At 71.7% G+C, this 24,072-nt stretch carries 19 protein-coding genes; 11 read left to right on the plus strand and 8 right to left on the minus strand.

Annotated features, from left to right (window positions below):
* The first annotated feature begins 158 nt into the window (after positions 1-158).
* Positions 159-764 (plus strand): type 1 periplasmic-binding domain-containing protein, encoded by a 606-nt coding sequence (locus E1284_RS07825; RefSeq protein ID WP_165965168.1) that lies wholly within the window; start codon positions 159-161, stop codon positions 762-764.
* 15 nt (positions 765-779) lie between these two features.
* Here E1284_RS07825 and manB read toward each other — a convergent pair whose 3' ends face one another.
* From manB to E1284_RS07840, 3 genes are all read right to left on the minus strand, one after another.
* Positions 780-1,847, minus strand: coding sequence for a mannose-1-phosphate guanylyltransferase (manB, locus tag E1284_RS07830; protein WP_131938327.1), 1,068 nt, complete (start codon positions 1,845-1,847; stop codon positions 780-782).
* Positions 1,848-1,883: 36 nt separating this feature from the next.
* On the minus strand, positions 1,884-3,032 hold the full coding sequence (locus E1284_RS07835; RefSeq protein ID WP_131938328.1) for a glycosyltransferase family 4 protein: 1,149 nt from the start codon (positions 3,030-3,032) through the stop codon (positions 1,884-1,886).
* Between the two features lie 121 nt (positions 3,033-3,153).
* On the minus strand, positions 3,154-3,858 hold the full coding sequence (locus tag E1284_RS07840; protein WP_131938329.1) for a class I SAM-dependent methyltransferase: 705 nt from the start codon (positions 3,856-3,858) through the stop codon (positions 3,154-3,156).
* A 66-nt stretch (positions 3,859-3,924) separates the two neighbouring features.
* On the opposite strand from E1284_RS07840, the gene E1284_RS07845 reads away from it, so the two are divergent.
* Together E1284_RS07845 and trxA are read left to right on the plus strand one after the other, a co-directional pair.
* Complete coding sequence (locus tag E1284_RS07845; protein ID WP_243714330.1) at positions 3,925-4,893, plus strand: lysylphosphatidylglycerol synthase domain-containing protein; 969 nt, start codon at positions 3,925-3,927, stop codon at positions 4,891-4,893.
* A complete protein-coding gene (gene trxA, locus E1284_RS07850) occupies positions 4,890-5,213 on the plus strand; it encodes a thioredoxin (RefSeq protein ID WP_131938330.1) in 324 nt (107 codons plus the stop codon). The genes E1284_RS07845 and trxA overlap by 4 nt, the downstream gene beginning before the upstream one ends.
* On the opposite strand, the gene E1284_RS07855 is transcribed toward trxA, so the two are convergent.
* The 3 genes from E1284_RS07855 to E1284_RS07865 form a co-directional block, all read right to left on the minus strand.
* On the minus strand, positions 5,214-6,293 hold the full coding sequence (locus tag E1284_RS07855) for a glycosyltransferase family 4 protein (RefSeq protein WP_131938331.1): 1,080 nt from the start codon (positions 6,291-6,293) through the stop codon (positions 5,214-5,216).
* A gap of 17 nt (positions 6,294-6,310) precedes the next feature.
* On the minus strand, positions 6,311-7,255 hold the full coding sequence (locus E1284_RS07860) for a glycosyltransferase family 2 protein (RefSeq protein WP_131938343.1): 945 nt from the start codon (positions 7,253-7,255) through the stop codon (positions 6,311-6,313).
* 216 nt (positions 7,256-7,471) lie between these two features.
* Complete coding sequence (locus E1284_RS07865; RefSeq protein WP_131938332.1) at positions 7,472-9,517, minus strand: hypothetical protein; 2,046 nt, start codon at positions 9,515-9,517, stop codon at positions 7,472-7,474.
* Between the two features lie 138 nt (positions 9,518-9,655).
* Between E1284_RS07865 and E1284_RS07870 the strand changes: the two genes are divergently transcribed.
* From E1284_RS07870 to E1284_RS07890, 5 genes are all read left to right on the plus strand, one after another.
* On the plus strand, positions 9,656-10,540 hold the full coding sequence (locus E1284_RS07870) for a TIGR03089 family protein (protein ID WP_131938333.1): 885 nt from the start codon (positions 9,656-9,658) through the stop codon (positions 10,538-10,540).
* Between the two features lie 111 nt (positions 10,541-10,651).
* Positions 10,652-12,073 (plus strand): LCP family protein, encoded by a 1,422-nt coding sequence (locus tag E1284_RS07875; RefSeq protein WP_131938334.1) that lies wholly within the window; start codon positions 10,652-10,654, stop codon positions 12,071-12,073.
* Positions 12,074-12,339: 266 nt separating this feature from the next.
* Positions 12,340-13,464: an acyltransferase family protein gene (locus E1284_RS07880; protein WP_131938335.1), complete on the plus strand. Its 1,125-nt coding sequence runs from the start codon at positions 12,340-12,342 to the stop codon at positions 13,462-13,464.
* 91 nt (positions 13,465-13,555) lie between these two features.
* A complete protein-coding gene (locus E1284_RS07885; protein WP_279433030.1) occupies positions 13,556-15,742 on the plus strand; it encodes a bifunctional glycosyltransferase/CDP-glycerol:glycerophosphate glycerophosphotransferase in 2,187 nt (728 codons plus the stop codon).
* Positions 15,743-15,813: 71 nt separating this feature from the next.
* Positions 15,814-19,224 carry a bifunctional glycosyltransferase/CDP-glycerol:glycerophosphate glycerophosphotransferase gene (locus tag E1284_RS07890; RefSeq protein WP_165965169.1) on the plus strand — a complete coding sequence of 1,137 codons (3,411 nt, stop codon included), beginning with the start codon at positions 15,814-15,816 and terminating at the stop codon, positions 19,222-19,224.
* On the opposite strand, the gene E1284_RS07895 is transcribed toward E1284_RS07890, so the two are convergent.
* Positions 19,110-20,558, minus strand: a complete 1,449-nt coding sequence (locus E1284_RS07895; protein ID WP_131938337.1) for a hypothetical protein — start codon at positions 20,556-20,558, stop codon at positions 19,110-19,112. The two genes, E1284_RS07890 and E1284_RS07895, sit on opposite strands and share 115 nt — an antisense overlap.
* Positions 20,559-20,685: 127 nt before the next feature.
* Between E1284_RS07895 and E1284_RS07900 the strand changes: the two genes are divergently transcribed.
* On the plus strand, positions 20,686-21,690 hold the full coding sequence (locus E1284_RS07900) for a CDP-alcohol phosphatidyltransferase family protein (protein WP_131938338.1): 1,005 nt from the start codon (positions 20,686-20,688) through the stop codon (positions 21,688-21,690).
* 51 nt (positions 21,691-21,741) lie between these two features.
* Here the strand turns inward: E1284_RS07900 and E1284_RS07905 are convergent, their stop codons facing one another.
* Entirely contained in the window at positions 21,742-22,551 is an 810-nt protein-coding gene (locus E1284_RS07905) for a class I SAM-dependent methyltransferase (RefSeq protein ID WP_207923621.1), read from the minus strand.
* Between the two features lie 113 nt (positions 22,552-22,664).
* Between E1284_RS07905 and E1284_RS07910 the strand changes: the two genes are divergently transcribed.
* Positions 22,665-23,354, plus strand: coding sequence for a winged helix-turn-helix transcriptional regulator (locus E1284_RS07910; protein ID WP_131938339.1), 690 nt, complete (start codon positions 22,665-22,667; stop codon positions 23,352-23,354).
* A 14-nt stretch (positions 23,355-23,368) separates the two neighbouring features.
* Entirely contained in the window at positions 23,369-23,587 is a 219-nt protein-coding gene (locus E1284_RS07915; protein WP_207923622.1) for a hypothetical protein, read from the plus strand.
* The last annotated feature ends 485 nt before the right edge of the window (positions 23,588-24,072 follow it).

Here is a 24,072-nt window from a genome sequence, read left to right on the forward strand (position 1 = left end):
CCCGTGAATTGCACTGTGCAAGACTCCGGCCGGGCCGTTGGCCGGATCCGGTAAGCGGCGTTTTCGTGATCGTCGGCAGGGGGAGAACGATCATCCGGAAACGGTCGCGCGGCTCGCGCCGAGGCCGGCCGACGCTCCGGAAGAGACGAGGCACCCCCATGCCGGCATCCCGCATACGTCCCCCCGACCAGCGGCGACGCGGTTCCGGCGCGGCCCGTCCGCCGGTGGTCGAGGCGGTGGTCCGGTGGGCGGCGGCCGGGCTCGACCGGTGGAAACGCCTCGCGCCGAAGTGGCGGGCCGCCATCGCGGCGGCCCTCGCCGCGGTGGTGGCGGCAGGGGTCTGGCTCGCGCTGCCGACACCGTCGGACGAACCGCGCGCCCGGCAGTACCTGGCGTTCAAGGCGTGCCTGCTGACCGACTCCCACGGCATCGCCGGGAAGGAGGCCGCGCCCGTCTGGGAGGGGATGCGGCGGGCGTCGCTGAAGACCCACGCCAAGATCCAGTACCTCGCCGTGCCGGACCCGGCGACGGTCGCGAACGCGCGGCCCTACCTGGCGAGCCTCGTGCAGCGGCAGTGCGGCGTCATCATCGCGGCCGGGGAGCTGGCCACCGACACCGTCACCGCCAACGCCCGCAATTTCGCCACAGCGCACTTCGTCGTGCTCGGGACGGCGGGTGCGGCTGAGAACGTCCGTGCGGTGCGGGTGTCGGGGACGCCCGTGGCCGCCGCCGTCGAGCGCGTCGTGTCCGAGGCGGTCACCTGATGCGGGAGGGCGGGGTCAGGCGTCGGTGGAGAAGCGGATCGCGGTCGGGGGGAGTTCGATGCCGGGCCAGACGCGCAGGCCGGGGCGCAGTTCGTTGCCGGGGCCCACTACCGCGCCGTCGCCCAGGACCACGCCGTCCAGGACGGCGCCGGGGCCCACCCGGGCGCCTCGGCTCAGCACCGAGTCGCAGACCGTGGCGCCTTCGGCGACGAAGGCGTCCTCCAGGAGGACGCTGCCGACGACGGTGGCCCCTGCCTCGACCACGGCGTTGCGGCCGACTGTGGTGCCGCCGCGCACCACCGCGCCCGCCGCGACCCGGGAACCCGCGAGGGCCAGGCGCTCGCCCGGGTCACCGGGCATGGCGGGAGAGGCCAGGGCGCCGAGGACGAGGTCTCGCGAGCCCTGCACGAAGGCTTCGGGGGTTCCGACGTCCAGCCAGTAGGCCGACTCCACGTGGCCCATGACCAGGGCGCCCGACGAGATCAGGGACGGGAACGTCTCGCGCTCGACCGACACGACCTCCTCCTCGGGGATCGTGTCGATGGCGGAGCGGCGGAAGACGTAGCAGCCCGCGTTGATCTGGTTCGTGACCGGATGCGGGGTCTTCTCCAGGAAGGCGGTGACGCGGCCGTCCGGGGAGGTGGGGACGCAGCCGAAGCGGGACGGGTCGTCCACCTCGGTGAGGTGCAGGGTGACCGCGGCGGCGGCCTCCTCGTGCAGCTTGACCTGGGCACGGACGTCGTGGCCCGACAGGATGTCGCCGTTGAGGATCAGGACGGGGTCGTCCGGGCCGCAGGTCAGGGCGCGGGCCGCGTTGCGGATGGCGCCGCCGGTGCCGAGCGGCTCCTTCTCGGTGACGTAGGCGAGATCGACGCCGTAGGCGTGCGAGCCGAAGGCCGCCTCGAACATCTCGGCGCGGTAGGACGTGGCGAACACGATCCGCTCGACGCCGGACGCGTGGGCGCGCGCCAGCTGGTGCGCGAGGAACGCCACGCCCGCGGTGGGCAGCAGGGGCTTCGGGGTGGAGATCGTCAGCGGGCGCAGGCGGGTGCCCTGGCCCCCCACCAGGAGGATCGCTTCCACTGGCTTCCTTTCTCCACGCGCGCGGTTGGAGAGAGCCTAGTGGGTGCGGGAGGCGGCGTACTGATCGACTGCGCGCTGGTAGGAGGCCATGTGCGCCTCGGCGGACGCCGACCAGGAGAACTCCTGGGAGCGGGCGTGCGCGGCTTCGGCCAGGTCGGCGCGGCGGGACGGGTCGTCGATGAGGGCGGCCAGAGCGCCCGCTATGCCGGGTGCGTCGGGTTCGGTGTAGGCGACGGCGTCTCCGCCGACCTCGGGCAGGGGGCCGCGGCGGGTCGTGAGGACGGGCGCGCCGCACGCCATGGCCTCCAGGACGGGCAGTCCGAACCCCTCGCCCCGGCTCGGGATCGCGAACACCAGGGCACCGCCGAAGAAGCCGGGCAAGGACGGCCACGGCAGGTATCCGGGACGCAGCACGCGCAGGTCGAGAGGGACGGTCGCGAGGGCCGCGTCGACCTCGTCGTCCCAGCCGCCGCTGCCCGCGAGGACGAGGACCGGCGCGTCGGGACGGCTCGCGCACGCCTCGACCCAGCCGCGGATCAGGTTCGGGACGTTCTTGCGCGGCTCCAGCGCCCCCAGGTAGGCGATGTAGGGGCGGCCGTGCAGGCCGAGCCGGTCGGAGACCTGCTCGACCTCGGCCTCGGAGGGCCGGTGGAACACCTTGTGGTCGACGCCGTGGTAGGCGACGTCGATGTGCGCCGGGTCGGCGCCGAGCACCCCGACCAGCTCGTCGCGGGTGGCGCGGGACGGGACGATCAGCCGGGTCGCGCGGCGCGCCGCGCTGCGGGTCGCCGACTTGATGTAGGACGTCCGGACCGGGTCGTGCAGTTCGGGCTCGGTGAACAGCGTCACGTCGTGGATCGTCACCACGGTCGGCAGCGTGGCGCTCACCGGCATCGTGTACGCCGGCAGGTGGATGACGTCCGCGCCGACGCGTTCGGCCAGGTGCGGCAGCCCCGACTGCTCCCACGCCAGCCGGGTCGCGCGGTGCGCCAGCGTCGCCGGGCCGGCGACGACCCGCGCCCCGGGGACGAGGGTCTCGTAGCGTTTCTCGTCCGCCCGCTGGCAGGCGACGGCGAGATCGGCGCCCTGCGCGTGCAGGGCGCCCAGCAGCCCGTCCACGTACCGGCCGAGCCCGCCGCGGTCGGCAGGCACGGCGGTGGCGTCGAGGAGAATTCGAGGCGCCACGGTCCATTCCCCCATCCAGCGCGGTCGCGTAGATCACCCTTTACGTCCGAGCCTACGCCCGTCGGGCGCGGGCTCGCGTGACCTCATTCCACGCGATTCACGATGGGCCCCTACCCGATCACTACCTCTTACGCGCCTGAACGAGCACGATGCTTCCGCGCTCGTTGGGCGCCTTGCGGTCGGCGAGGGCGACGAGGGGGGTGAGCGGGGCGGCGGCGTTGAAGCCGACCTTGCCGCCGTAGGTGGAAAGCGACAGGTAGAGGCGCTCGGTGGCGGCCGTGCGGAACTGGTAGCTGTGCTTCACCAGGTCGAGGCCGCGCTCGTCCATCAGCTTGCGCAGGCTGTCGTGGGTGTAGGTGTGCTGGACGTGGTACTTGGCCTTGTGCGCGTCGCGGAGCTTCGGCCACGTGTCGGCGCGGCTCAGCACGTCGGCGGACATGTAGATCTCACCGCCGGGCTTCAGCACTCGCGCCATCTCGTCCAGCGACCTGCCGCCGTCGTCGAAGTGCTCGATCGCGCAGACGGACAGGATGGCGTCGAACGACCCGTCCGCGAAGGGGAGCTTCAGCGCGTCGCACTCGATCAGCGCGGGGGCGTTGGCCAGCGTCCGCCCGTAGACCATCTTGCCGCGGGCGAGGTCGATCGACACGGCGTCGGCGCCGCGCCTGCGCGCCCGCCCCGCCCAGTAGCCGTCGCCGCCGGCCACGTCGAGGACGCGCCTGCCGCGCAGGTCGCGTCCCATCCAGTCGAGCAGCGTCCCCGCCTCGCGGTACCGGCACACGTGCACCTGGTGCCCCATGAAGGCGACCACATCCGAAATCTTCATCGTCCCCCAACTCTAGGCCGCCCGGCCGGGTGCGAGGCAGCGTTCGCCTACGCTGGGCGGGTGAAGATGAGGGTCGTCGCCGTGCGGGCGCTGCGGGTGTTCCTGGTCCTGCTCGCGCTCGCGTTCTGCGGCTACAGCGTCGCCTCCCAGTGGGACGCGACGGTGCGGGCGTTCGAGCAGATGTCCTGGGCGGCGCTCGCCGGGGCCCTGGTCGCCGGGCTGGCGGGCCTCTTCATCTGGATGCTCGGCTGGCGGGAGTTCCTCGCCGGGCTCGGCTCGCCGCTCCCGGTACGCGCCATCTTCCGCATCTCCGGGATCTCGCAGCTCGGCAAGTACGTGCCCGGCAAGGTGTGGGCGCTGGTCACGCAGATCGAGATGACCCGCGAGCACAAGGTGCCGCCGGAGCGCAGCTTCGGATCGACGCTGCTGGCGGTGGCGACGTCCACGGCGTGCGGGCTCGCGGTCGCGGCGGTGACGCTGCCGCTCACGTCGAAGGCCGCGCGGGACGAGTACTGGTGGCTGTTCCTCCTCGCGCCCGTGCTGCTGGTGCTGCTGCACCCGAAGATCGTGACCTGGGCGCTCGGGACGATGCTGCGGCTGATCCGCCGGCCGCCGCTGGAGCACCCGGTGAGCCTCGCCGTCACGCTGCGCGCCATCGGCTGGACGGTCCTCGGCTGGATCCTGTTCGGCGTGCACACCTGGCTGCTGTGCATGGCCGTCGGCGGGGACGGCACGGGCCTGCCGTTCGTCGCGACCGGCGCCTACGCGCTGGCGTTCGTCGCCGGGTTCCTGGTGTTCATCGCGCCGGGCGGCATCGGGGCGCGGGAGGCCGCGCTGACGGTGGTGCTGACGCCGGTGCTGCCGGCGGGCGCGCCGGTCGTCGTCGCGATCGCGTCCCGGGTGCTGCTGACCCTCGCCGACCTGATCAACGCGGGGGTCGCGCTCCTGCTCGGGCGTACCGCTCCGCGGGCCGGGAATGAACCCCCCTCGAAGGAGCTTGTGACGGGTACGCAGCCGACGAAGGAGGGACCGTGACGGCCCCGATCACCGTGACCGACGCGACATTCGCGGACGAGGTCCTCAAGAGCGATACCCCGGTGCTGGTCGACTTCTGGGCCGACTGGTGCGGGCCGTGCCGCATGATCGCCCCGATCCTGGAGCAGATCGCCGAGGAGAAGGACGGCAAGCTCAAGATCGCGAAGATGGACTACGACGCGAACCCGCAGACGCCGAACAAGTACGGCGTGATGGGGCTGCCGACCCTGCTGCTCATCAAGGACGGCGAGCCCGTCCAGCAGATCGTCGGCGCCAAGCCGAAGCGCGCCCTGCTCAAGGAGATCGAACCGCACCTCTGATCATCGAACCGCTGTGAGCGCGTCGATGTAGGCGGCCCACAGCGGGCCGTGGTCGACCGGGCGGACGCCGGAGCGGAGGCGCTCCGGCTCCCCCGGTTCGTAGAAGCGGCGCAGCGCGGACGCCAGGGACGCGGCGTCGTCCGGCGGGCAGACGAGCCCGTCGACGCCGTCGCGGATCTGGTCCGCGAAGCCGCCCACGTCGGTGGCGATCACCGGCAGGCCGTGCTCGTAGGCCATCCAGACGTTCTGCGACGCGGTCGCCGTCCGGTACGGCAGGACGAGCGCGTCGGCGGCGGCGAACAGGCCGGGAACGTCGGCGGCCGGCACGTAGCCCGGACGCAGCTCCACCCGCGAGGTCAGGTCGAGCGAGCGGATCAGCTCGCGGGTCTCGTCCAATCCGCCCCAGAACTCGCCCGCGACGGTCAGCGCCACGTCGTCCGGGCCTTCGGCGAGGGCGCGCAGCAGGACGTCCAGGCCCTTGTACGGGCGGACGATCCCGAAGAACAGCAGCCGTCGCCGCACCTTGTCGTCACCGGATGAGACGGCCCCCGACGAGGGCAGGTGCGCCGCCATCTCCGCGACCCGCACAGGGCGCGAGGTAAGACCGCGCGCCACATCGGCCTGCGCGTCGGTGTGGACCAGGACTCCGTCCACCTTCCGCAGCAGCCGCTTCATCAGCGGCTCGTCGTAAGGCTTGCGCTCATGCGGCAGGACGTTGTGGCACAGCGCCACCACCCGTGTCCGGCCGCCGATACCGGCCAGGATCCCCAGGTAGGACGGCACTTGAACGGTGCTCAGCACCACCAGCACGACCAGGTCGCAGGAGCGCAGCGCGCGCCCCGTGCGGTACCAGCCGTCGGGGCGCCGCCAGTCGAGCCGGTGCCGGGTGCCGGGGAACGGCTCGCCCTCCGGCTCGGCGATCGTCTGCTGCCCCGGATACAGGAACCCCGGGTACTGGGCGCGCCACGACTCGATGACGACCTCGTGCCCGGCGGCGGCCAGCCGGTGCGCCAGCTCGGTGGTGTGCCGGGCGCCGCCGCCCTTGTACGGGAACGCCGGGCCGACGATCGCGATGCGCATGCCCCGGGCCGCCACCGCTAGACGTCGCCGCGCGATCGGACGATCAGGTCCGCCAGCAGCGCCAGCGACGCGATGATCAGTCCGGTCACGAAGATCATGATGGTGTTGTTGGCGAAGTAGCCGAAGTGCACCACCATGTCGAACACGCCCTTGAGCAGCCCGATCACGATCAGCCACAGCGCCGGCGGCATCAGCACCTTGAGCGGGTTGAAGTACATGACCATCCGCAGGACCTGCAGGATGTAGCGGTAGGCGTCCTTGGTGAAGTGGAACTTCGACTTGCCGGCCCGCTTGGCGTAGTCGATCGGCACGTACCGGACCGGGTGCTGGTTCGACAGGAACGCGATCGTGATCGTGGTGACGCAGGAGAACCCGGGCGGCAGCAGCCGCAGGTACGGCAGCGACACCTCGCGGCGGAACGCGCGCAGCCCCGAGTTCAGGTCCGGGATCCTGGTGTTGGTGAGCCGCTCGGCGACCTTGCGGATGAACCACTTGGCGGGGACCCGCAGCATCTTGTGCGTCCCCTCCTCGGTGGTGCGCGCCCCGACGACCTGGTCGACGGACGGGTCGGTGTCCAGGACGTCGACGAGCTCGGGGATCCGCTCGTTCGGGTAGGACATGTCGGCGTCCGTCCACACGACGATGTCGCCGCGGGCCTGCTGGGAGCCGATCCGCCGGACGGTGCCCGAGCCGCTGTTGTTCTGGAACGCCATGACCCGCATGTGCGGGAAGCGCGGCTCCGCCTCGCGCAGCCGGGCGAGCGTGTCGTCGGTGGAGCAGTCGTCGACGGCCAGCAGCTCGTAGGTCTTGCCGCTGTTGTCCATCGCCTTGCAGATGCGCTCGACCTCGTCGATCACGTGGTCCTGCTCGTTGTAGCAGGGCAGGACGATCGTGACGTGGACGGGCCCGTCGTCCGTAGCCGCGGGGGCGGGCGCCGCCGCGGGCGCGGGCGGCGCCTCCACGGGCTCGGCGGGCGCGGCGGGTTCGGCGCTCTCGACCGGCCCGGTGCCCTCGGCGGGCGCGGCCGGCTCGGCGGGCGCGGCCGGCTCGGCGGGCGCGGTCTCGGACGTCGGCTCGGCAGACTGGGTGCTCACGCAGCGCGAGGATACTCGCCCGCGCCGGCCTCAGCAGCCTCGTCGGCCATGCGGGCGCGCTCTCCGGGCCTCCGGAGCGACCGGTCAGGGTGCGGACGGCGCGGCGATCCAGACGTCCATCGTCAGCCCCCACGTCCCGCCGGGCGGCTTGGTGAGGGTGCGGCCGTCCTGCCGCGTCCGCACGTGCAGGACGTGTTCCGGCGTCCCGTACGGCGCGACCTGCTCCCGCTTGGCCGCCATGATCACCGGACGCCGGCCCGCCCGCTGCACGCCGGCGACGACGCGCTGCACGTCGTCCGGCGTCGCCCCGCCGCTCGTCCGCGCCGCCGGAACCCCGCACATCCCGCGCACGACCTGCAGGAACCGGTCGGCCGTCGACTGCTCGACCACCACGACCGAGCTCCGCCCCGGCAGCTTGCCGCACATGCCCCGCACCGCGCCCACCTCGTGCTGCTCCGTCCGGCTCACGAGGAAGCCGCCGGACGTCAGCACGATCGGCACCAGCATCAGCAGGACGCCGGCGACCGCGCCCCGGTTGACCAGCTTCGGCCCGTACCCGAGCCGGCGGACGCGCCGCACCGTCCACGCGGACGCGAATACGGTGAACAGCAGCAGGCCGGGGATGACGAGGCCGATCAGCCGCCGGGACGCCCACGGGTGGTCCGGCGTGATCCCCGGCCTGACCAGCACCTGCGTCGTCGTCCACACGATCATCGCGTAGGGCAGCAGCCATTGCGGTGACTGGCCGCGCAGAAGCCGGCGCACCACCAGCGCGGCGCCCAGCGTCGCGAACAGCAGCGCGGGGACGCCGATGTACCAGGCGACCCAGTACAGGGACAGCTCCGAGTACTGCCGGGTGCCGTCCACCGGGAGGTGCTGGATCCGCTGCACCATCTCGATGAACCGGACGTTCAGCTCGTCGTCCTGCGTCGCCGGCACCCGCCGGACGGTCTGCACCAGCGGCCGGACCGCGAAGCCGGCCATCACCAGCACGGTCAGGCCGGCGGCGGCGCCGGGCAGCGGGCCGCGCGCGACCTTCGAACCGAGCGCCCGCAGCCGCGTCCCCGTCCGGTCCGCGCGCAGCAGGGCGGCCATGGCGACCGTGGCGACGAGGACCGCCGCGCTGATGGCCAGCAGCGGCTTCAGCGACGCGTCGAGGTACCTCAGGTACGGCCGGGACAGCGTGAAGCCCTCGGCCAGCCCGGCGCCCGCGCCGAGCAGCAGCCCGCCGGCCGCCCAGTACCCGGCGCCGCGCCGCAGCCCGATGAGCAGGCCCGCGAACGCGAGCACCGGCAGGACGTCCCGCAGCCCGTCGATGCGGACCAGCACGATCAGCCCGAGCGCGAGGCCCGCCAGGAGCGCCTTCACATCGGCGTGCCGCCCGCGCTCCCGGCGCGCGTCGTGCATCAGCGACAGCCCGCCCAGCAGCAGGACGATCGCGGGCAGCTCGCTGAACGTGCTGCGCGAGACGTAGAGCATCGGCAGCGTCAGCGCGAGCAGCAGCGCCCCGGCGGGCGCCCAGCGCGGGCCGACCAGCCGCGCGACGAGCCCGGCGAACGCGAGCACGCAGCACGCGCCGAGCAGCGGCGCCATCAGCAGGATGCCGTGGGTGCCGCCGATCCAGCCGCCGAGCGCGAGGACCAGCGGCATCCCCGCCATGAACTGCGGGACGATCGCGCCGCCGTCCGCGTAGAAGGCGGGGCTGTCGAAGCGGAGGACGGCGTCGGGGCCGCCGAACGCGTCCGTCGTCCGCGGGATGGGCAGCGACCCGTGCTCGGCCAGCCAGGTCGCGAACTGGACGTAGGACGCAGGGTCGCGGCGGACGACGATCTGCTCCGAGCACATGACCACCTGGAGCACCAGGAACGCGACGGTGATCGCGAGGACGCTCCCGGTGGCCCACCAGGGCGCCGCGTCCGCATGGCCGCGGCGGGGCCGGTCACCGGCGGCGCCGGCCGGGGCGCGCAGCCCGAGCCACAGGATGACCGCCGCGACCGGCACGAACAGCGCGATCGCCGGGACCGGGCGGAACACGCCCGCGAGCAGCAGCGGCAGCGCGACCGCCAGCCACGCCACGACGAGCAGGGCCGGGGCGAGGGTGGCGCGGGCGAGCAGCCGGCCAGCGTCCATCAATCCGCCCCGCGTTCGTCAGTGCGGTGCGCGCCCGCCCGCCTCCGGTTCATGGGGTGGTCATCCACCCGTGCGGAGCGTAGCGGCACTGGCCGGGTGGTGACTCCCGGACGATCACGCGGGCATAGGCTCGGGTCCATGAGCGCACACGGCCCGAGCGGGGCGACGCCCGCGGAGCTGCTGCGGCGGCGGGTGGCGGACGACCCGTCCAACCCGCTCGTCACCTTCTACGACGACGCGACCGGCGAGCGGGTCGAGCTGTCCGCGCGGACGTTCGACAACTGGGTCGCCAAGACGGCGAACTTCCTGGTGGACGGCCTCGGCGCCGAGCCGGGCGGCCGGGTCGTGCTCGTCCTGCCGCCGCACTGGCAGACGGCGGTGTGGCTGATGGCCTGCTGGTCGGCGGGGCTCGTCGCCGAACCGGTCGACCCGGAGTCGGTGAAGGGCCGGAGCGGCGAACCGGTCGGCTCGTCCGGGCCGTATCACCGTGGGGGGACGACCCCCCACACCCCCCGCAAGGGCCCTTACATCCTTGCGGCGGCTCAGGAGGTGCTGGACAAGGTGATCGACGACGCGGAGGCCGAGGAGATCGTCGGGCTGTCGCTGCACGCGCTCGGCGGCCCGCTCGCCGACTGCCCGCCCGGCGTGACCGACTACGCCGACGAGGTCCGCGGTTACGGCGACCGGTTCGAGCCGGTACCGGGAGTGACGCCCGAGGCGCCCGCGCTCGATGTGACAAACACCACATTGGACGCCGCCGAGCTGGTGGCCGCCGCCCGCGAAGCCGTCGAGAAATGGGAGCTGGACGTGCGCGACCGGCTCCTCGTCGACATGCCGTTCGCCACACTCGACGGGGTGCTGGCGGGCCTTCTTGCACCACTAGCATCGGGTGCTTCCGTCATAATCCAACGAAACTTCGACAAAGCCACACTAGATCGACGTCTGACCGTGGAGCATGTGACGGTGGTGGCCGGTCCGCCCGGACCGGATGGCGCATCCGGGCCCCCGTACCGGCTCGCCTGACCTACGCTCTCCTTGCCCCGTCCACCGACCCGACCCTGAAAGCGGGCGAGCACCGTGTGGGGGACGCCCCCGCACCCCCCAGTACCGCTGAGACCCCGGACACCGGAGCCGATGAACAGCAACCCGATGTACATGGAGTACGTCGACGACGCCGACCCGCAGCCGGCGCCGCGACGCGGCTGGCGCATCCTCGGCTGGGTGTGCATCGGGCTGTCGGCGGTCATGGTGGTCGGCTCCCTCACCGCCTACGGCCTGTACCGCAAGGCGTTCGGGAACATCTCCCACGAGGACGTCAACGCGCAGCTCGGCCCGAACCGGCCGAAGAAGCTGAACAGCGCGATGAACATCCTGCTGCTCGGGTCCGACACCCGCGCCGGGTCCAACGGCAAGTACGGGCGCTCGCTGAAGAACGAGCTGCCCCGCTCGGACACGATGATCCTGCTGCACCTGTCGCCGGGCGGCGGCCAGGCGATGGGGATCAGCTTCCCCCGCGACCTGATGATCCCGATGCCGTCCTGCAAGGGCCGCAAGGGCGGGACGATCCCGGCGCAGTCCCGCGGCCAGATCAACTCGGCGTTCACCAACGGCGGCGCGGCCTGCGTCATCAAGACGATCGAGAGCATCTCCAATATCCGCATCGACCACTTCATGCAGGTCGACTTCACCGGCTTCAAGACGATCACGAAGGCGGTCGGCGGCGTCCCGGTGTGCCTGCCGAAGTCGGTGAACGACCCGAAGTCCGGGCTCAAGCTGAGCAAGGGCACGCACAAGATCTCGGGTGAGACGGCGCTGGCGTACGTACGCGTCCGGCACGGCCTCGGCGACGGCTCCGACACCGACCGGATCAAGCGGCAGCAGAAGTTCATGGGCGCCCTCGCCAACAAGGCGATGAGCGCGGGGGTCCTCAGCAACCCCAAGAAGATGTACTCGCTGATGAACGCGGTCACCAAGTCGCTCACCACCGACAAGGAGCTGACGCCGCAGGTCATGATGGACATCGCCCAGGAGATGCAGGGCATGACCTCGGGCAAGCTGCGGTTCGTCACCGTCCCGTCCGGGCCCGACCCGGCCGACATCAACCGGGTGGCGCTCACCGACGCCGCGCAGCCGTTCTTCGCCGCCGTCCGCAACGACAAGACCATCCCGAAGGAGCCGAAGGCCGGCGAGGTGAAGATCCCGCCGAGCCAGGTGCGGGTGCGGGTCTACAACGGCAGCGGCGTGGACGGCCAGGCCGGGCGGGTCGCCGACGACCTCGAGTCGCAGGGCTTCCAGGTGACGGTCGGCGGAAACGCGCCTGCGCCAACCGCGGCCACCAAGGTGCTGTACGGCACCGGCGCCGACCAGCAGGCCCAGACACTCGCCGACCTGATCCCGAGCAAGCCGCAGCCGGCCGTGCGCGGGAAGGGCGCCACGCCCGGCGTCGTCGACCTGGTCGTCGGCAAGGACTGGACCGTGTTGAAGAGCGCCGGCGCCGGCATCCCCAAGCAGCAGGGCGAGATCCGCGCCAGCGACAACATCTGCAAGGGGATCTGACCCCGGGAAGCATGCTCCGGGCCGGTTCGTCCGGTCGATGAGCCGGGTGCTGGAGCCGACGATGGCGCGGGCGTTCACGCCGCTGCGGCGGCCGGGGGGCGCGCCCGCCCGGCCCCTGTCCTGCTGATCGGGCCCGCCTGAGCGAGTCCGCGCCTTCCCGGTCGGGGCCAGTCTTCCGGATCTGGGCACGGACGCGGGCGATCGCCGCTAGAGTCCACCATGCACTCTACGTGATCGCTTGCGCACTGAAAGTGGTTATACCAGACATGCCGGACATCCTGTCTTCCGCGCGCCCGTCCGCGACCGCCACCGTCCCGGTGCTTGCGGCCGCCCGGCCGGCGGGCGCGGCGGATGCGCGGGCGGACGGACGGGACGCCTACTTCGACAACGTCAAGTTCTTTCTGATCCTGCTGGTGGTGGTCGGGCACTTCTGGGAGGTGTTCCGCGGCGACAGCCACGCGGTGGACGCGGCCTACACGCTCGTCTACGGATTCCACATGCCGGTGTTCGTGTTCGTCTGCGGCCACTTCTCCCGCGGCTTCATGAACCACACGAAGAAATTCCGGGTGGTTTTCCCGACGTTGGTCGTCCCTTATGTCATCTTCGATGTGCTTTACCGGCTGCAGCTCGTCTTCGTCCGGGGAAATGAGTTCCGGTTGCCGGAGCTTTTCCGTCCGCAGTTCCTGATGTGGTTCCTCGTCGCGCTGGTGCTCTGGCGGCTGAGCGCCCCGCTGTGGGCGCATCTGCGGCACCCGGTCGCGGTGTCGGTGGCGCTGTGCCTGGTCGCCGGCAGCTGGAGCTTCGCCGCCGACCCGACGCTGTGCCGGGCCGCCGGGCTGCTGCCGTTCTTCGTGCTCGGCCTGACGGTCCCGCGCGATCGCGTCGAGCGGCTGCGCGACCTGCGCCGGGCGCGCTGGGCCGGGGCCGCCGTGCTGCTCGCCGCGCTGCCGGCCGCCTACGTCTGGCAGCTCGGCACCGTCGTCCCGCCGGTCGAGCGCGGTGTCCTGCTGTGGAACCGCGGCTACGAGCACCTGGACTTCAGCGCGGAGGAGGGCATGGCCTACCGCCTCCTCGCGCTCGGGATCGCCGCCGTCCTCGGCGCCGCGTTCCTCGCCGCCGTGCCGCGCGGACGCGCCTGGTACACCGCGCTCGGCACCCGGACGATGTACGTCTACCTGCTGCACGGCCTCGTGGTGAAGGGGCTCGACTACGGCGGCGCCCTCGACGCCCCCTTCCTGCGGACGCCGGCCGGGCTGACACTGGTGACGGCCGGCGCGCTCGCGCTCGGCGTCCTGCTCGCCACCGTCCCCGTCCAGCGCCTCGCGCACCGGGCCGTCGAGCCCGAGAGCCGATGGCTGCTTAAACCGTTGCACAGCGGAAAAAAGATCTGAACAGGGTCCGCGGAAACGGTCCGGATTCACCGAGAAGCTGATTGGCCAACGTGTGAGTACTTCTGATCGCGACATTTCCCTGAGCATCGTCGTGCCCGTGCACAAAGTGCAGGGGTACATCCGGCAGTGCCTGGACTCGATCCTCGACCCGGACCTGCCGAACCTGGAGGTCATCGCGGTCGACGACGCCTCGCCGGACGGCTGCGGCGAGATCCTCGACGAGTTCGCCGCGCACGACCCGCGCGTCCGGGTGCGCCACCTCGCCGAGAACGTCGGGCTGGGCCACGCCCGCAACATCGGCCTCGACATGGCGACCGGCGACTACGTCTGGTTCTTCGACAGCGACGACTACGCGACCGAGGGCGCGGTCCGGGCCGTCCTCGACCGGCTCGCCGAGACCCGCCCGGACGTGCTGCTGTTCGACTACGCGCGGGCCTACTGGAACGGCAGGGTCAAGCGCAGCATCATCAACCACCTGTTCCGCGAGCCGCCCGCTCCGGACGTGTTCTCCCTCGCCGAGCGGCAGAGCGTCCTGGAGATGATGATGACGGCGTGGAACCGGGCGATCCGCCGCGAGTTCCTGCTCGACCTCGGGCTCCGGTTCAGCGGCGGCTACTACGAGGACGTCAACGTCACCTACCCGATCCTGATGGCGGCCGAGCGGATCAGCCTGCTCGACCGGGTCTGCTACATCTACCGGCAGCGCCGCCGCGGCGCGATCACCAGGACCACCGGCGCCAAGCACTTCGACGCGTTCGCCCAGTACGACCGCATCTTCGAGTTCATGGACCTGATGGGGGCGAAGGCCGACCGGTTCCGCCCGCTGATGTTCGACCGGACGATCTGGCACCTGCTCGTCATCATCGAGCGCGGCGACCGCGTCCACGAGTCGGACAACCCGCGCTTCTTCGCCGAGATGTCGCGGACCTACAACCGGTACGAGCCGATCGGGCACGTCCCGCCCGAGCGCGAGGACCAGCCCTACCTCGCCGAGAAGCACCGACTGATCAAGGCGAACGACTACAAGGGGTTCCTGCACGTCCGCGCCGCCGAGGCCAGGAACAAGGCGCGGAAGCGGGGCAGCCGGAAGGCCGCGCGGGTCGGGAGGCGCGGCGTGCTCCTGTCGAAGGAGCTCGCCAAGGACCGCTACTACCAGATGCAGCGGCGCCTCGCGATCGACGAGAACCTCGCCGTCTTCGCCGCCTACTGGTACCGCGGGTACGCCTGCAACCCGGCCGCCATCTACGAGAAGGTCAGGGAGCTGGCCCCGCACATCGAGCCGGTGTGGGTGGTCAAGCCGGCCGCGCGCAAGACCATGCCGGACGGCGTCGACTACGTCGTCGCGGGCGGCGCCGAGTACTACCGGACGCTGGCCCGCGCCAAGTACTTCGTCAACAACGTCAACTTCCCCGACCACTACGTGAAGCGGCCAGGGCAGGTGCACATGATGACGCAGCACGGCACGCCGCTGAAGAAGATGGGCCTCGACCAGATGGAGTTCCCGGTCGGCGCCGCCGACATGGACTTCACGACCCTCATCGCCCGCTCGGACCGGTGGGACTACCTCCTGTCGTCCAACCCGCTGTCGACGGAGGCGTGGGAGCGCGGGTTCCCGTGCGACTACGAGATGCTGGAGATCGGCTACCCGCGCAACGACCGCCTCGTGCGCGCCACCGAGAACGAGCGGGCCCGGCTGCGCGCCGAGCTCGGCGTCCCCGGCGGCGCGACCGCGATCCTGTACGCGCCGACCCACCGCGACTACCAGCGCCGCTACAGCCCGATGTTCGACATCGGGCGGGTGATGGAGCGGCTCGGCGACGACCACGTCCTGCTGCTGCGCGCGCACTACTACTACAAGATCAGGAACATCGCGGCGGACCTCGGCCGGCCGGCGGGCCGGGTCATCGACGTGTCCCGGCACCGGTCCGTCGAGGACCTCATGATCGCCTCGGACGCGCTGCTCACCGACTACTCGTCCGTGATGTTCGACTACGCCAACCTCGACCGGCCGATCGTCGTCTACGCCAACGACTGGGAGACCTACCGGCTCACCCGCGGCGTCAACTTCGACCTGCTGGAGACCGCGCCGGGCGTCGTCGCGACGACCGAGGAGGAGCTGGTCGACGCGTTCGCGTCCCGGGCGCCGTGGGGCGACGCGGCCGCGAAGAGCCTCGCGATCTTCCGGAGCCGCTTCTGCCCGTGGGACGACGGGGAGGCTGCCGAGCGCGCCGTCCGCCGCATGTTCCTCGGCGAGAAGATCCCGAATCCGCCGCGGTGAACCGCCGTCCCGTCCGACCCGGCCCGGCGGCGCCGCCGGGCCGTCCTGAACCGATCGAAGGAGTGGGCCGCTTGTCCTCCGGCGGGATCAGCGTCATCGTGCTCGCGCACGGGGCCGGGGAGTCGCTCGGCGGCACCCTCGCCTCGCTCGCGGCGCAAACGCACACCGGGCTCGACGTGCTGGTGGTCGACGACGGCGCCGGCGCCGCCGCCGGGGCCACCGTGCCCGACGACCGGTTCCGGATCGTCCGGCGGGGCGCGCTCGGCCGGGGCGCGGCCCGCGAGGCCGGGGTCGCGGAGAGCCGCGGCGAGTTCCTGCTGTTCGTCGACGGCGGCGACGAGCTCCCGCCGGACGCCGCCGCGACCCTGCTGGCGGCGCTGGAGCGGTCCGGTTCGGACATCGCGCTCGGCCGCGAGGCCGCCCGCAAGTGGAACGGCCAGGTATCGCAGTGGAAGGCGGGCCCGGCGGTCGCCGCGCCCGCGACCGGCACCGACGTCCGGCGCACCCCGGAGCTCGTCGGCGACCGCCGCGTGTCGGGGAAGCTGTTCCGCCGCTCGTTCTGGACGGCGGGCAAGCTGGAGTTCCCCGATCTCGGCTGGTACGACGACCTGCCGGTGGCGGTCCGGGCGCTGCACCTGGCGGAGGGCGTCGACGTGCTGCCCGACATCGTCCTGCACCGCCGCGGGCCCGGGTTCGCGACGACGACGGAGGCGCAGGAGATCGCCGACGGGTTCGGCGCCGTCACCCTCGCCACGAACTGGCTCGGCGAGCACGGCCGCACCGACGCGAAGCGGCACCTGCAGTTCCTCGCCGTGACCGGCGAGCTGCAGGTGTTCCTGGACGCGCTGCCCGACGTGCCCGCCGAGGAGCGCGACCAGGTCGTCGCGCAGGCCGCCGCGTACGCCGCCGAGGTGCCCGCGAAGGTGCTCGCGGCCGCGCCCGCGCTGACCCGGCTGAAATGGCATCTCGCCGCGGCCGGGCACACGAGGGAGCTGGTGAAGGTCGTCCGGTACGAGCGCGGGAAGGTGTCGCCGGCGATCGTCCGCGACCCGCTGCGGCGCTACGTCGTGTACCCGTACTGGAAGGACGCCAAGGTCGGCGTCCCGCGCGAGGTCTACCGGGCGCGCGGCGAGGTCCGGCTGCGCGGCCGGGTGCACGCGGTGAGCTGGTCGGGCGGCACGCTGATGATCAGCGGCGAGGCGTACATCAACTCGGTCAGCATGCGGCGCCGCTGGACGTCGGTGAAGGCGATGACGCTGCGGTCCGCCGGGCGGAAGATCGTCGCGCGGGCCAGGCAGACGCCCGCGCCGGGGCAGAAGTCGGGTTGGTCCGGGTTCGAGGCCGCCTTCGACACCGGGCGGCTCCGCCGCCACGGGCGATGGGTCGAGGGCGACTGGACGGTCGACGCGTCCGTGCTCAACGCGGGCGTGTTCCGGCGGGGGCCGCTGCGGGGCGGCGGGTCGGGCAGCGGCGCTCATCCCCCGTACCGGTATGTCGCCGATGATGTGCGGATCGTCCCCCGGGTCGAGGACGGCCGGTTCGTCATCACGGTCGAGAAGGTCGTCAGGCGGGCGGCGGCGCTGCGCTGGGAGGGCGACGCGCTCATCATCGAGGGCACCGGCGAGGCCCCTGACGAGCTGGTCCTGTCCCTCGGCGACGACCGCGTCACCGTGCCCGTTACGGCGGCGGGCGACGGGTTCGCGGCCCGCGTCGAGCCGGTGGCCCTGGAAGGGCCGCCCATGCCGCCGGACCAGAGCGACGACACCCGCGACTGGGCGGTGTCGGCCGGCGGGCGGCGGCTGGTGCTCGCCGAAGGCGTCGGCGACGTCGACCGGATGTTCGGCGCGCTGGAGGTCGTCGCCGGGCGGGGCCCGAGCGGCTACCTGCGGATCCGGCGGTCCACGGTCCGGCTGTCGGTGGACGACTGCACGTGGCGTCCGGACGGGTCGCTGTCGGTGACCGCGACGCATCCCGTCCACGGCGGCGGGCAGCTGGTGCTGCGCAGCCGAGGGCGCCGCAAGGAGCACGCGTTCGACCTCGTCGCCGACCCGTCGTCCGGCGTGCTGCGCGCCGAGGTCCCGGTCGCGGCGGTGCCCGGTGTCGCCGGCGTGCTGCCGCTGCGTCCGGGCCGCTGGGACGTGCTGTTCCGCCCGCCGGGCGAGCGGGCGCTGGCCGTGGGCCTGTCGGCGCACGCGCAGCAGGCGCTGCCGGAGCCGCGGGAGGTCGCGCGGCGCGGCTACGCGCTGGAGGCCCGCGACGGGCGCCTCGCCGTGTCGGTGACCGGCGACGTCACGCCGGAGGAGAAGAGCGCCGGGGCGAAATACCGGGAGGAGGCCCGCCGCCGCGTCGACCGGGACGGGCTGCGCGACGCCGTGCTGTTCTCGTGCTTCAGCGGGCGGCAGTACTCCGACAGCCCGAAGGCGATCCAGCAGGAGCTGCTGCGCCGCGGGTCGGACCTGGAGCAGCTGTGGGTCGTCAACGACGCGCAGGTGGAGCTGCCGAGCGGGTTGCGGGCGGTACGGCTGAACGGCAGGGAGTGGAACGAGGCGCTCGCCACGTCCCGCTACATCGTGACGAACCACCGGCTCGGGGACGCGTTCCGGCGCCATCCCGACCAGGTCGTCCTGCAGACGTGGCACGGCACGCCGCTGAAGAAGATCGGCAGCGACATCAAGGAGGTCCACTTCGCGTACGCGCCCGGGATGAAGAAGGCACTGCACGCGAAGACGGGCGGCGGGCCGGTCCTGCCGGAGTGGAGCCATCTGCTGTCGCCGAACCCGTTCAGCACGGAGATCTTCCGGCGAGCGTTCGCGTTCAAGGGCGAGATGCTCGAAGTGGGGTATCCGCGCAACGACCTGATGCACAGCCCGGAGGCCGGCGCCGTCGCCGAGCAGGTCAGGGCGCGGCTCGGCATCCCGGAGGGCAAGCGGGTGGTGCTGTACGCCCCGACGTGGCGCGACGACCAGTACTACAGCCGGGGCCGCTACAAGTTCGACATGCGGCTCGACGTGGAGCGGGCGCGGGCCGCGCTGGGCGACGACCATGTCCTGCTCATCCGGCTGCACACGAACGTTGTGGACGGGGTCGAGGAGGACGGGCACGGGTTCGTCCGGGACGTGTCCCAGTACCCCGACATCACCGAGCTGTACCTGGTCTCGGACGTGCTGATCAGCGACTACTCGTCGGTGATGTTCGACTACGCCAACACGGGGCGTCCCATGCTGTTCTTCACCTACGACCTGGCCGACTACCGGGACCGGCTCCGCGGCTTCTACTTCGACTTCGAGGCGGAGGCGCCGGGGCCGCTGGTGGAGACGTCCGACGATCTGATCGACGCGATCCGGGACGTCGAGGCCGCCTGCGCCGGTCACAAGTCGCGATATGAGGCTTTCGTCGACCGGTTCTGCCCGCTCGACGACGGCAAGGCCGCATCCCGTGCCGTGGACCGCGTCTTCGACCCGGCCGGTTCCGGGCGCTCGTGACCTCGCCGAGGGTCAGCGTCATCCTTCCCGTCCACAACTGTCGGGCGGGGCCGCCGGGGCGGCGGGAGGGTGGCCAGACCGAGGGCCATGCAGGCGAACGGCACGGCGGGCAGGACGTAGCGGTAGTCGAAGTCGGCGGTCGCGGCGGGGATGACGAGCAGCGCCAGACTCGTCCCCCACGGGAGCAGCGCACCCGTCCCCCAGTGCCGGACGGGGCGGAGCGGACGCCACCGTCCCCGAGCTCTGACGTGCAGGAACGGACCGGCGAGCCCGCCGATGAGCAGGATGCCGAGGAACGTCCCGGGCATGGCGAAGTGGTCCTGATAAGCCAGGACCTGCCCGGCCCACGGCCGGACGACCCTGGTCTCGCCGCCGTCCGGGTCGTACTTCGCGGCGAGGAGCGCCTGCTCATCGCTCCACGCCTCCCCCTCGGGGAACTCGTACTGCAGCCACGTCCACGGCGTCGGGTACGGCCTGCGGTTCCACTCGAACGCCATGAAGGTGTCATGGACGACGACCTTCGCGTAGTCGCCGGGCTGCTTCTCGATCGCCTCCAGCGCGAACTCCCCCGCGAGCCGGTTGGCCTGCTCGCCGGTCACCCAGCCGGGGATCTCCCGGAAGGCGGAATCCTTCGTCCACATCGCCGCGAAAGGCCGTGACATGCGCGAATCGGTGCGCTGAGGGCACATGATCCGCAACTCGGGGCGGGGGTCGATGACCCGGCAGTCGGCGAACGAAGCCGTCCGCCCGTAGAGCCAGATCGAGTCGGCCTTGGCGAGCTTGAACTGCCCGTACACCGCCTGGAACCAGGCCATGTAGCCGACGACGGGCAGCACGAACATGACCACCGCCGCGACGCATGCCCGCCATCCGGCCTGCCTCAGCAGCATCGCAACCAGGATGACCGCGATCAGCGGCAGGCCCGCCGACCTGGTGAGCGCCGCGAAGGCCGTGAACGTCCCCGCGATCGCTCCCAGCCACCACGTCGGCGCCCAGACGCGCCACGACCACCGTCCCGGCTCGTCCGGCGGTCGGGCGGCCCGGCCGGCGCGCAGCACCACCGCGTAGACCAGCACGCCGCTGAGCAGGCCGATCGCATGCTGCACGGCCACCACCGCGGTAAAGCTGTGCAGCGGCTCGATCAGCCAGAGCAGAAACGGGTATCCACTCGGACGCGTCTCGCCCGGCCGCAGCCGGATCGCGGCCTCCAGATACCCCGGCGAGTCGCCGAACCACAACGGCGCCGGATATGCGAGGACCGCGATGATTCGGATCCAGATCGCCGCCGCGAGAACCACCGCGAACGGCACATGGGCGACGTGGGGGACGCGCACTCTGCCCAGCGTACCGAGGATGATGATCGTCAACGTCCGGTCCGGAGGCACGGATGCGGCGCATTCCCGGAGACCGGAACCGGACAGCCGATAACATCGGACCGCTCCTCACGATGAAAGGAACTCCATGGCGAACTTCACGCTCGACGACGTTCGGCAACGGACGTACAAGGCGCGTGACGCCTGGTGGACCGTCCTGCTGGTCGATCCGCTCGCGTCCCGGCTGGTGAGGTTCACGGCCAACCGGACGCGCGTGACCCCGAACCAGCTCACCGTCGGAGCGCTGATCCTCGGCCTCGCCGCCGGCGCCTGCTTCACCGTCGCGTCCTGGCCGTGGCTGCTCGCCGGAGCGCTGCTCTACCACCTGTCGTTCACGCTCGACTGCATGGACGGCAAGATCGCCCGCCTCAAGGGCACCGGCTCGGTCTTCGGCGCCTGGCTCGACTACATCTTCGACCGCGTCCGCGTCCTGGCCTGCGCGATCGCCCTGATGGCCGGCCAGTACGCCGCCACCGACAACGTCGCCTACATCTGGACGGCCGTGGCGGTCGTGTTCCTCGACATGCTCCGCTACATGGACGCGCTGGAGATCTACAAGGTCCGCGCCCAGATGCGCTCCACCCTGAACGCGGCCCGCGCGGAGGCGCAGGAACTCGAACAGGCCGCCCGCCGCGCCAACGGCGAGATCTCCGACGCCGACGGGGACCTCCGCTCCGCCGAGGCCCTCGCCGAGGACCCGGAGGCCGACATGGAGGAGCGGGTCGTCGCCGACGCCGACCCGACCATCGCGAACCTCCAGCAGGGCTTCAACCAGCGCTTCCCCTGGTACGCGCGGATCCGCAACGTGCTGATGGCGGGCCGCATCCGGCCCCACCTGATCAGCGGCATCGAGTTCCAGATGGGCGTCTTCATCATCGCCCCGATCGCCGCCGTGATCGTCCCCGGCGCCATCATCCCCGTCGTCGCGGTCAGCGCCGCCGGCCTGCTCGCCTTCGAGCTCGTCATCATCTACAAGTTCTGGCTGGCCAGCCGCGACTACACCCGCACCCTCGCCAACCTGAACGCCAAGATCGAGGCCCACCGGGCCGCCCTCCCCACCGACTACCAGGTGACGGTCTCCAGCTCCGGCTGACGTCGACGCGGAAGTCCCCCGGCGCCTTCGGGCACCGGGGGACTTCTGCTTTCAGCGCCTGCGCGCGGTGGCGAGCAGGTACTCCCACTCCATGACCAGCCCGGACGTCCCGACGTCATGCCGCCTGGCCAGCTCGGCAAGCGCCAGATCAAGCTCGGCCACCTTCTCCGGGTCATTGGCGATGCGCCGGTAGACGGCGACGGTGGGGCCGTAGCGGGCCTTGAAGTAGTCGCGGAACTCCTCCGGCTTCCCGAACCGCTCGACCCGCACCACCCGCCGCTCGAACGCGATGTCGCCGACGCGATCGCCGAACAGCTCCTGGACGTGCTCGGGACGTCCCCACAGCGGCGGCGGCTGCGCCCCCTCGGGCGGCGGCGGCGCGTAGGGCTTCATCACGGCGAACATTTCCCCGATGAAGCCCTCCGGCGTCCAGTTGACCAGCCCGATCGTCCCGCCCGGCCGGCAGACGCGCAGCATCTCGCCGGCCGACGCCCGATGATCCGGCGCGAACATGACCCCGACGCACGACAGCACCGCGTCGAACTCCCCGTCGCCGAACGGCAGCGCCTCCGCGTCGGCCTCCCGCCACGCCAGCTCCGCGCCCCGCCGGGCCGCGTCCAGCTCCCCCGCCCGGAGCAGCTCCGGAGTGAGGTCGCCGGCCACCACGTCCGCCCCTGCGAGCGCCGCCGCGATGGCCGCGTTCCCCGCCCCTGCCGCGACGTCCAGCACCCTGTCCCCGGCCTGCACGCCCGCCGCCCGGACGAGCACCGCCCCCAAATCCGGGATGACCTCCGACGCCACCGCCGGATAGTCGCCCAGCGCCCACATCGCCCTGTGCGCGTCCTTCACCGTGTCCCCCATGACACTTCACCTCCCGTTGTGGGTTCAACGCTAGGAATCCGGAGGCCCCGCTCCTAGTACAGGATCTGTACCGGCCCTGGCCGCTCATGGGGAATCGTCCTAGCCTGCGAAGCATGGGGGCTTCGTACTACCAGTTCTGCCCCGTCGCCAAAGCGATGGAGTTGCTGGACGAGCGCTGGACGCTGCTGATCGTCCGCGAGCTGCTCTCCGGAAGCGGACGCTTCAACGAGCTGCGCCGGGGCGTCCCGCGCATGTCCCCGACCCTGCTCTCCAAGCGCCTCAACCAGCTGGCACGAGCCGGCGTCCTGACCAAGAAGGACGACCGCTACATCCTCACCCCGGCCGGCGAGGAACTGCGCCCGGTGGTGGAGGCCCTCGCAGTATGGGGCGTCCGCTGGATAGGCGAACTGGGCGACCAGGACCTCGACCCTCAACTCCTCCTCTGGGACATGCGCCGCAACATCGTCCCGGGCGCCCTACCGGCCCACCGGACCGTCATCCTCTTCGCTTTCCCGGACGTCCCCGCCCGCACCCGGCACTGGTGGCTCGTCCTCACACCCGACAACGCCGACGTCTGCGACACCGACCCCGGTTTCGAGGTCTCGGTGACGGTGACCGCCGACCTTCGCGACATGGTCCGGATCTGGCGCGGCGACCTGAGCTGGCCGGACGCCCTACGCTCCGGCGCGCTCGACCTCCAGGGCCCCGAAACCGTCCGCCGCACCCTCCCGACCTGGTTCGCCCTCTCCCCTTTCGCCGCCGTCCCCCGTCCCGCCATCCACCACGTCGGTGGCAATTCTTAGGCAGGATGAACGGCATGAGCGAGCCACCCGGGCAGTCGTCGATCATGAGCCGCGCGACATGGCCAAAGCCCGCAGCGGCCGCCGACACCCGCCAGACCGAACGCGACAACCTCAACGAACTCATCACGGCCGCCGAGGCCGAGCACGGCCCCCTCAAGGCCGAGGAAGTCCAAGCGCTGCGCGACCAACTCCACCAGGCGCGCAGAGAACAGGGCAGGTCGGACGTCACGTGACCCGGCTCCCGCCACGCCTGGCGGCACCCTCGTCCTCGACAGCGGGCGCCTGACCAAGCCATTCCGCGCGACCGCACTCACCGCCTCCGGCCCGGTCGCGATCCTCACCACAGATGCCGCAGACCAGACCGGCTCTGTGCAGCGGACATGGCACCCTCATCAAGGTGTGGCCAGGCGCCACCCAGCGCGACAATCACACCAACCGCAAACGCCCCGCTCACGACGCCGCAAACGTGCAGAAATGTCAGATCTAGGAAGAGCAGCGATGACGAACTTCCCCAAGTGGAGCGAGATCCGCGCCGACATCGTTGCAGCGGCCGGCGGTGAAGAGGCCGTCACGGAGGCTCGCAAGCGCCACCAGTGAGCCCATTCCAACCTGACTGTGCAGGTCACGGGTTCGTCGCGGGCGACGGATGTGGGCGGTGAATGAGTGAAGCTCCTGCTAGATGAGGTTGTCGACCAAGATCAACCTTGTCCGCACAGGA

The sequence above is a fragment of the Actinomadura bangladeshensis genome (assembly GCF_004348335.1).
GTDB classification, from domain to species: Bacteria; Actinomycetota; Actinomycetes; order Streptosporangiales; family Streptosporangiaceae; genus Spirillospora; species Spirillospora bangladeshensis.

Excerpts from the sequence above, each read along its gene's own strand:
- E1284_RS07825 (WP_165965168.1), top strand. The coding sequence starts at position 159 with ATGCCGGCATCCCGCATACGTCCCCCCGACCAGCGGCGACGCGGTTCC.
- E1284_RS07840 (WP_131938329.1), bottom strand. The coding sequence starts at position 3,858 with ATGAAGATTTCGGATGTGGTCGCCTTCATGGGGCACCAGGTGCACGTG.
- E1284_RS07845 (WP_243714330.1), top strand. The coding sequence starts at position 3,925 with ATGAGGGTCGTCGCCGTGCGGGCGCTGCGGGTGTTCCTGGTCCTGCTC.
- E1284_RS07855 (WP_131938331.1), bottom strand. The coding sequence starts at position 6,293 with ATGCGCATCGCGATCGTCGGCCCGGCGTTCCCGTACAAGGGCGGCGGC.
- E1284_RS07865 (WP_131938332.1), bottom strand. The coding sequence starts at position 9,517 with ATGGACGCTGGCCGGCTGCTCGCCCGCGCCACCCTCGCCCCGGCCCTG.
- E1284_RS07870 (WP_131938333.1), top strand. The coding sequence starts at position 9,656 with ATGAGCGCACACGGCCCGAGCGGGGCGACGCCCGCGGAGCTGCTGCGG.
- E1284_RS07875 (WP_131938334.1), top strand. The coding sequence starts at position 10,652 with ATGAACAGCAACCCGATGTACATGGAGTACGTCGACGACGCCGACCCG.
- E1284_RS07880 (WP_131938335.1), top strand. The coding sequence starts at position 12,340 with ATGCCGGACATCCTGTCTTCCGCGCGCCCGTCCGCGACCGCCACCGTC.
- E1284_RS07900 (WP_131938338.1), top strand. The coding sequence starts at position 20,686 with ATGGCGAACTTCACGCTCGACGACGTTCGGCAACGGACGTACAAGGCG.
- E1284_RS07905 (WP_207923621.1), bottom strand. The coding sequence starts at position 22,551 with ATGGGGGACACGGTGAAGGACGCGCACAGGGCGATGTGGGCGCTGGGC.
- E1284_RS07910 (WP_131938339.1), top strand. The coding sequence starts at position 22,665 with ATGGGGGCTTCGTACTACCAGTTCTGCCCCGTCGCCAAAGCGATGGAG.
- E1284_RS07915 (WP_207923622.1), top strand. The coding sequence starts at position 23,369 with ATGAGCGAGCCACCCGGGCAGTCGTCGATCATGAGCCGCGCGACATGG.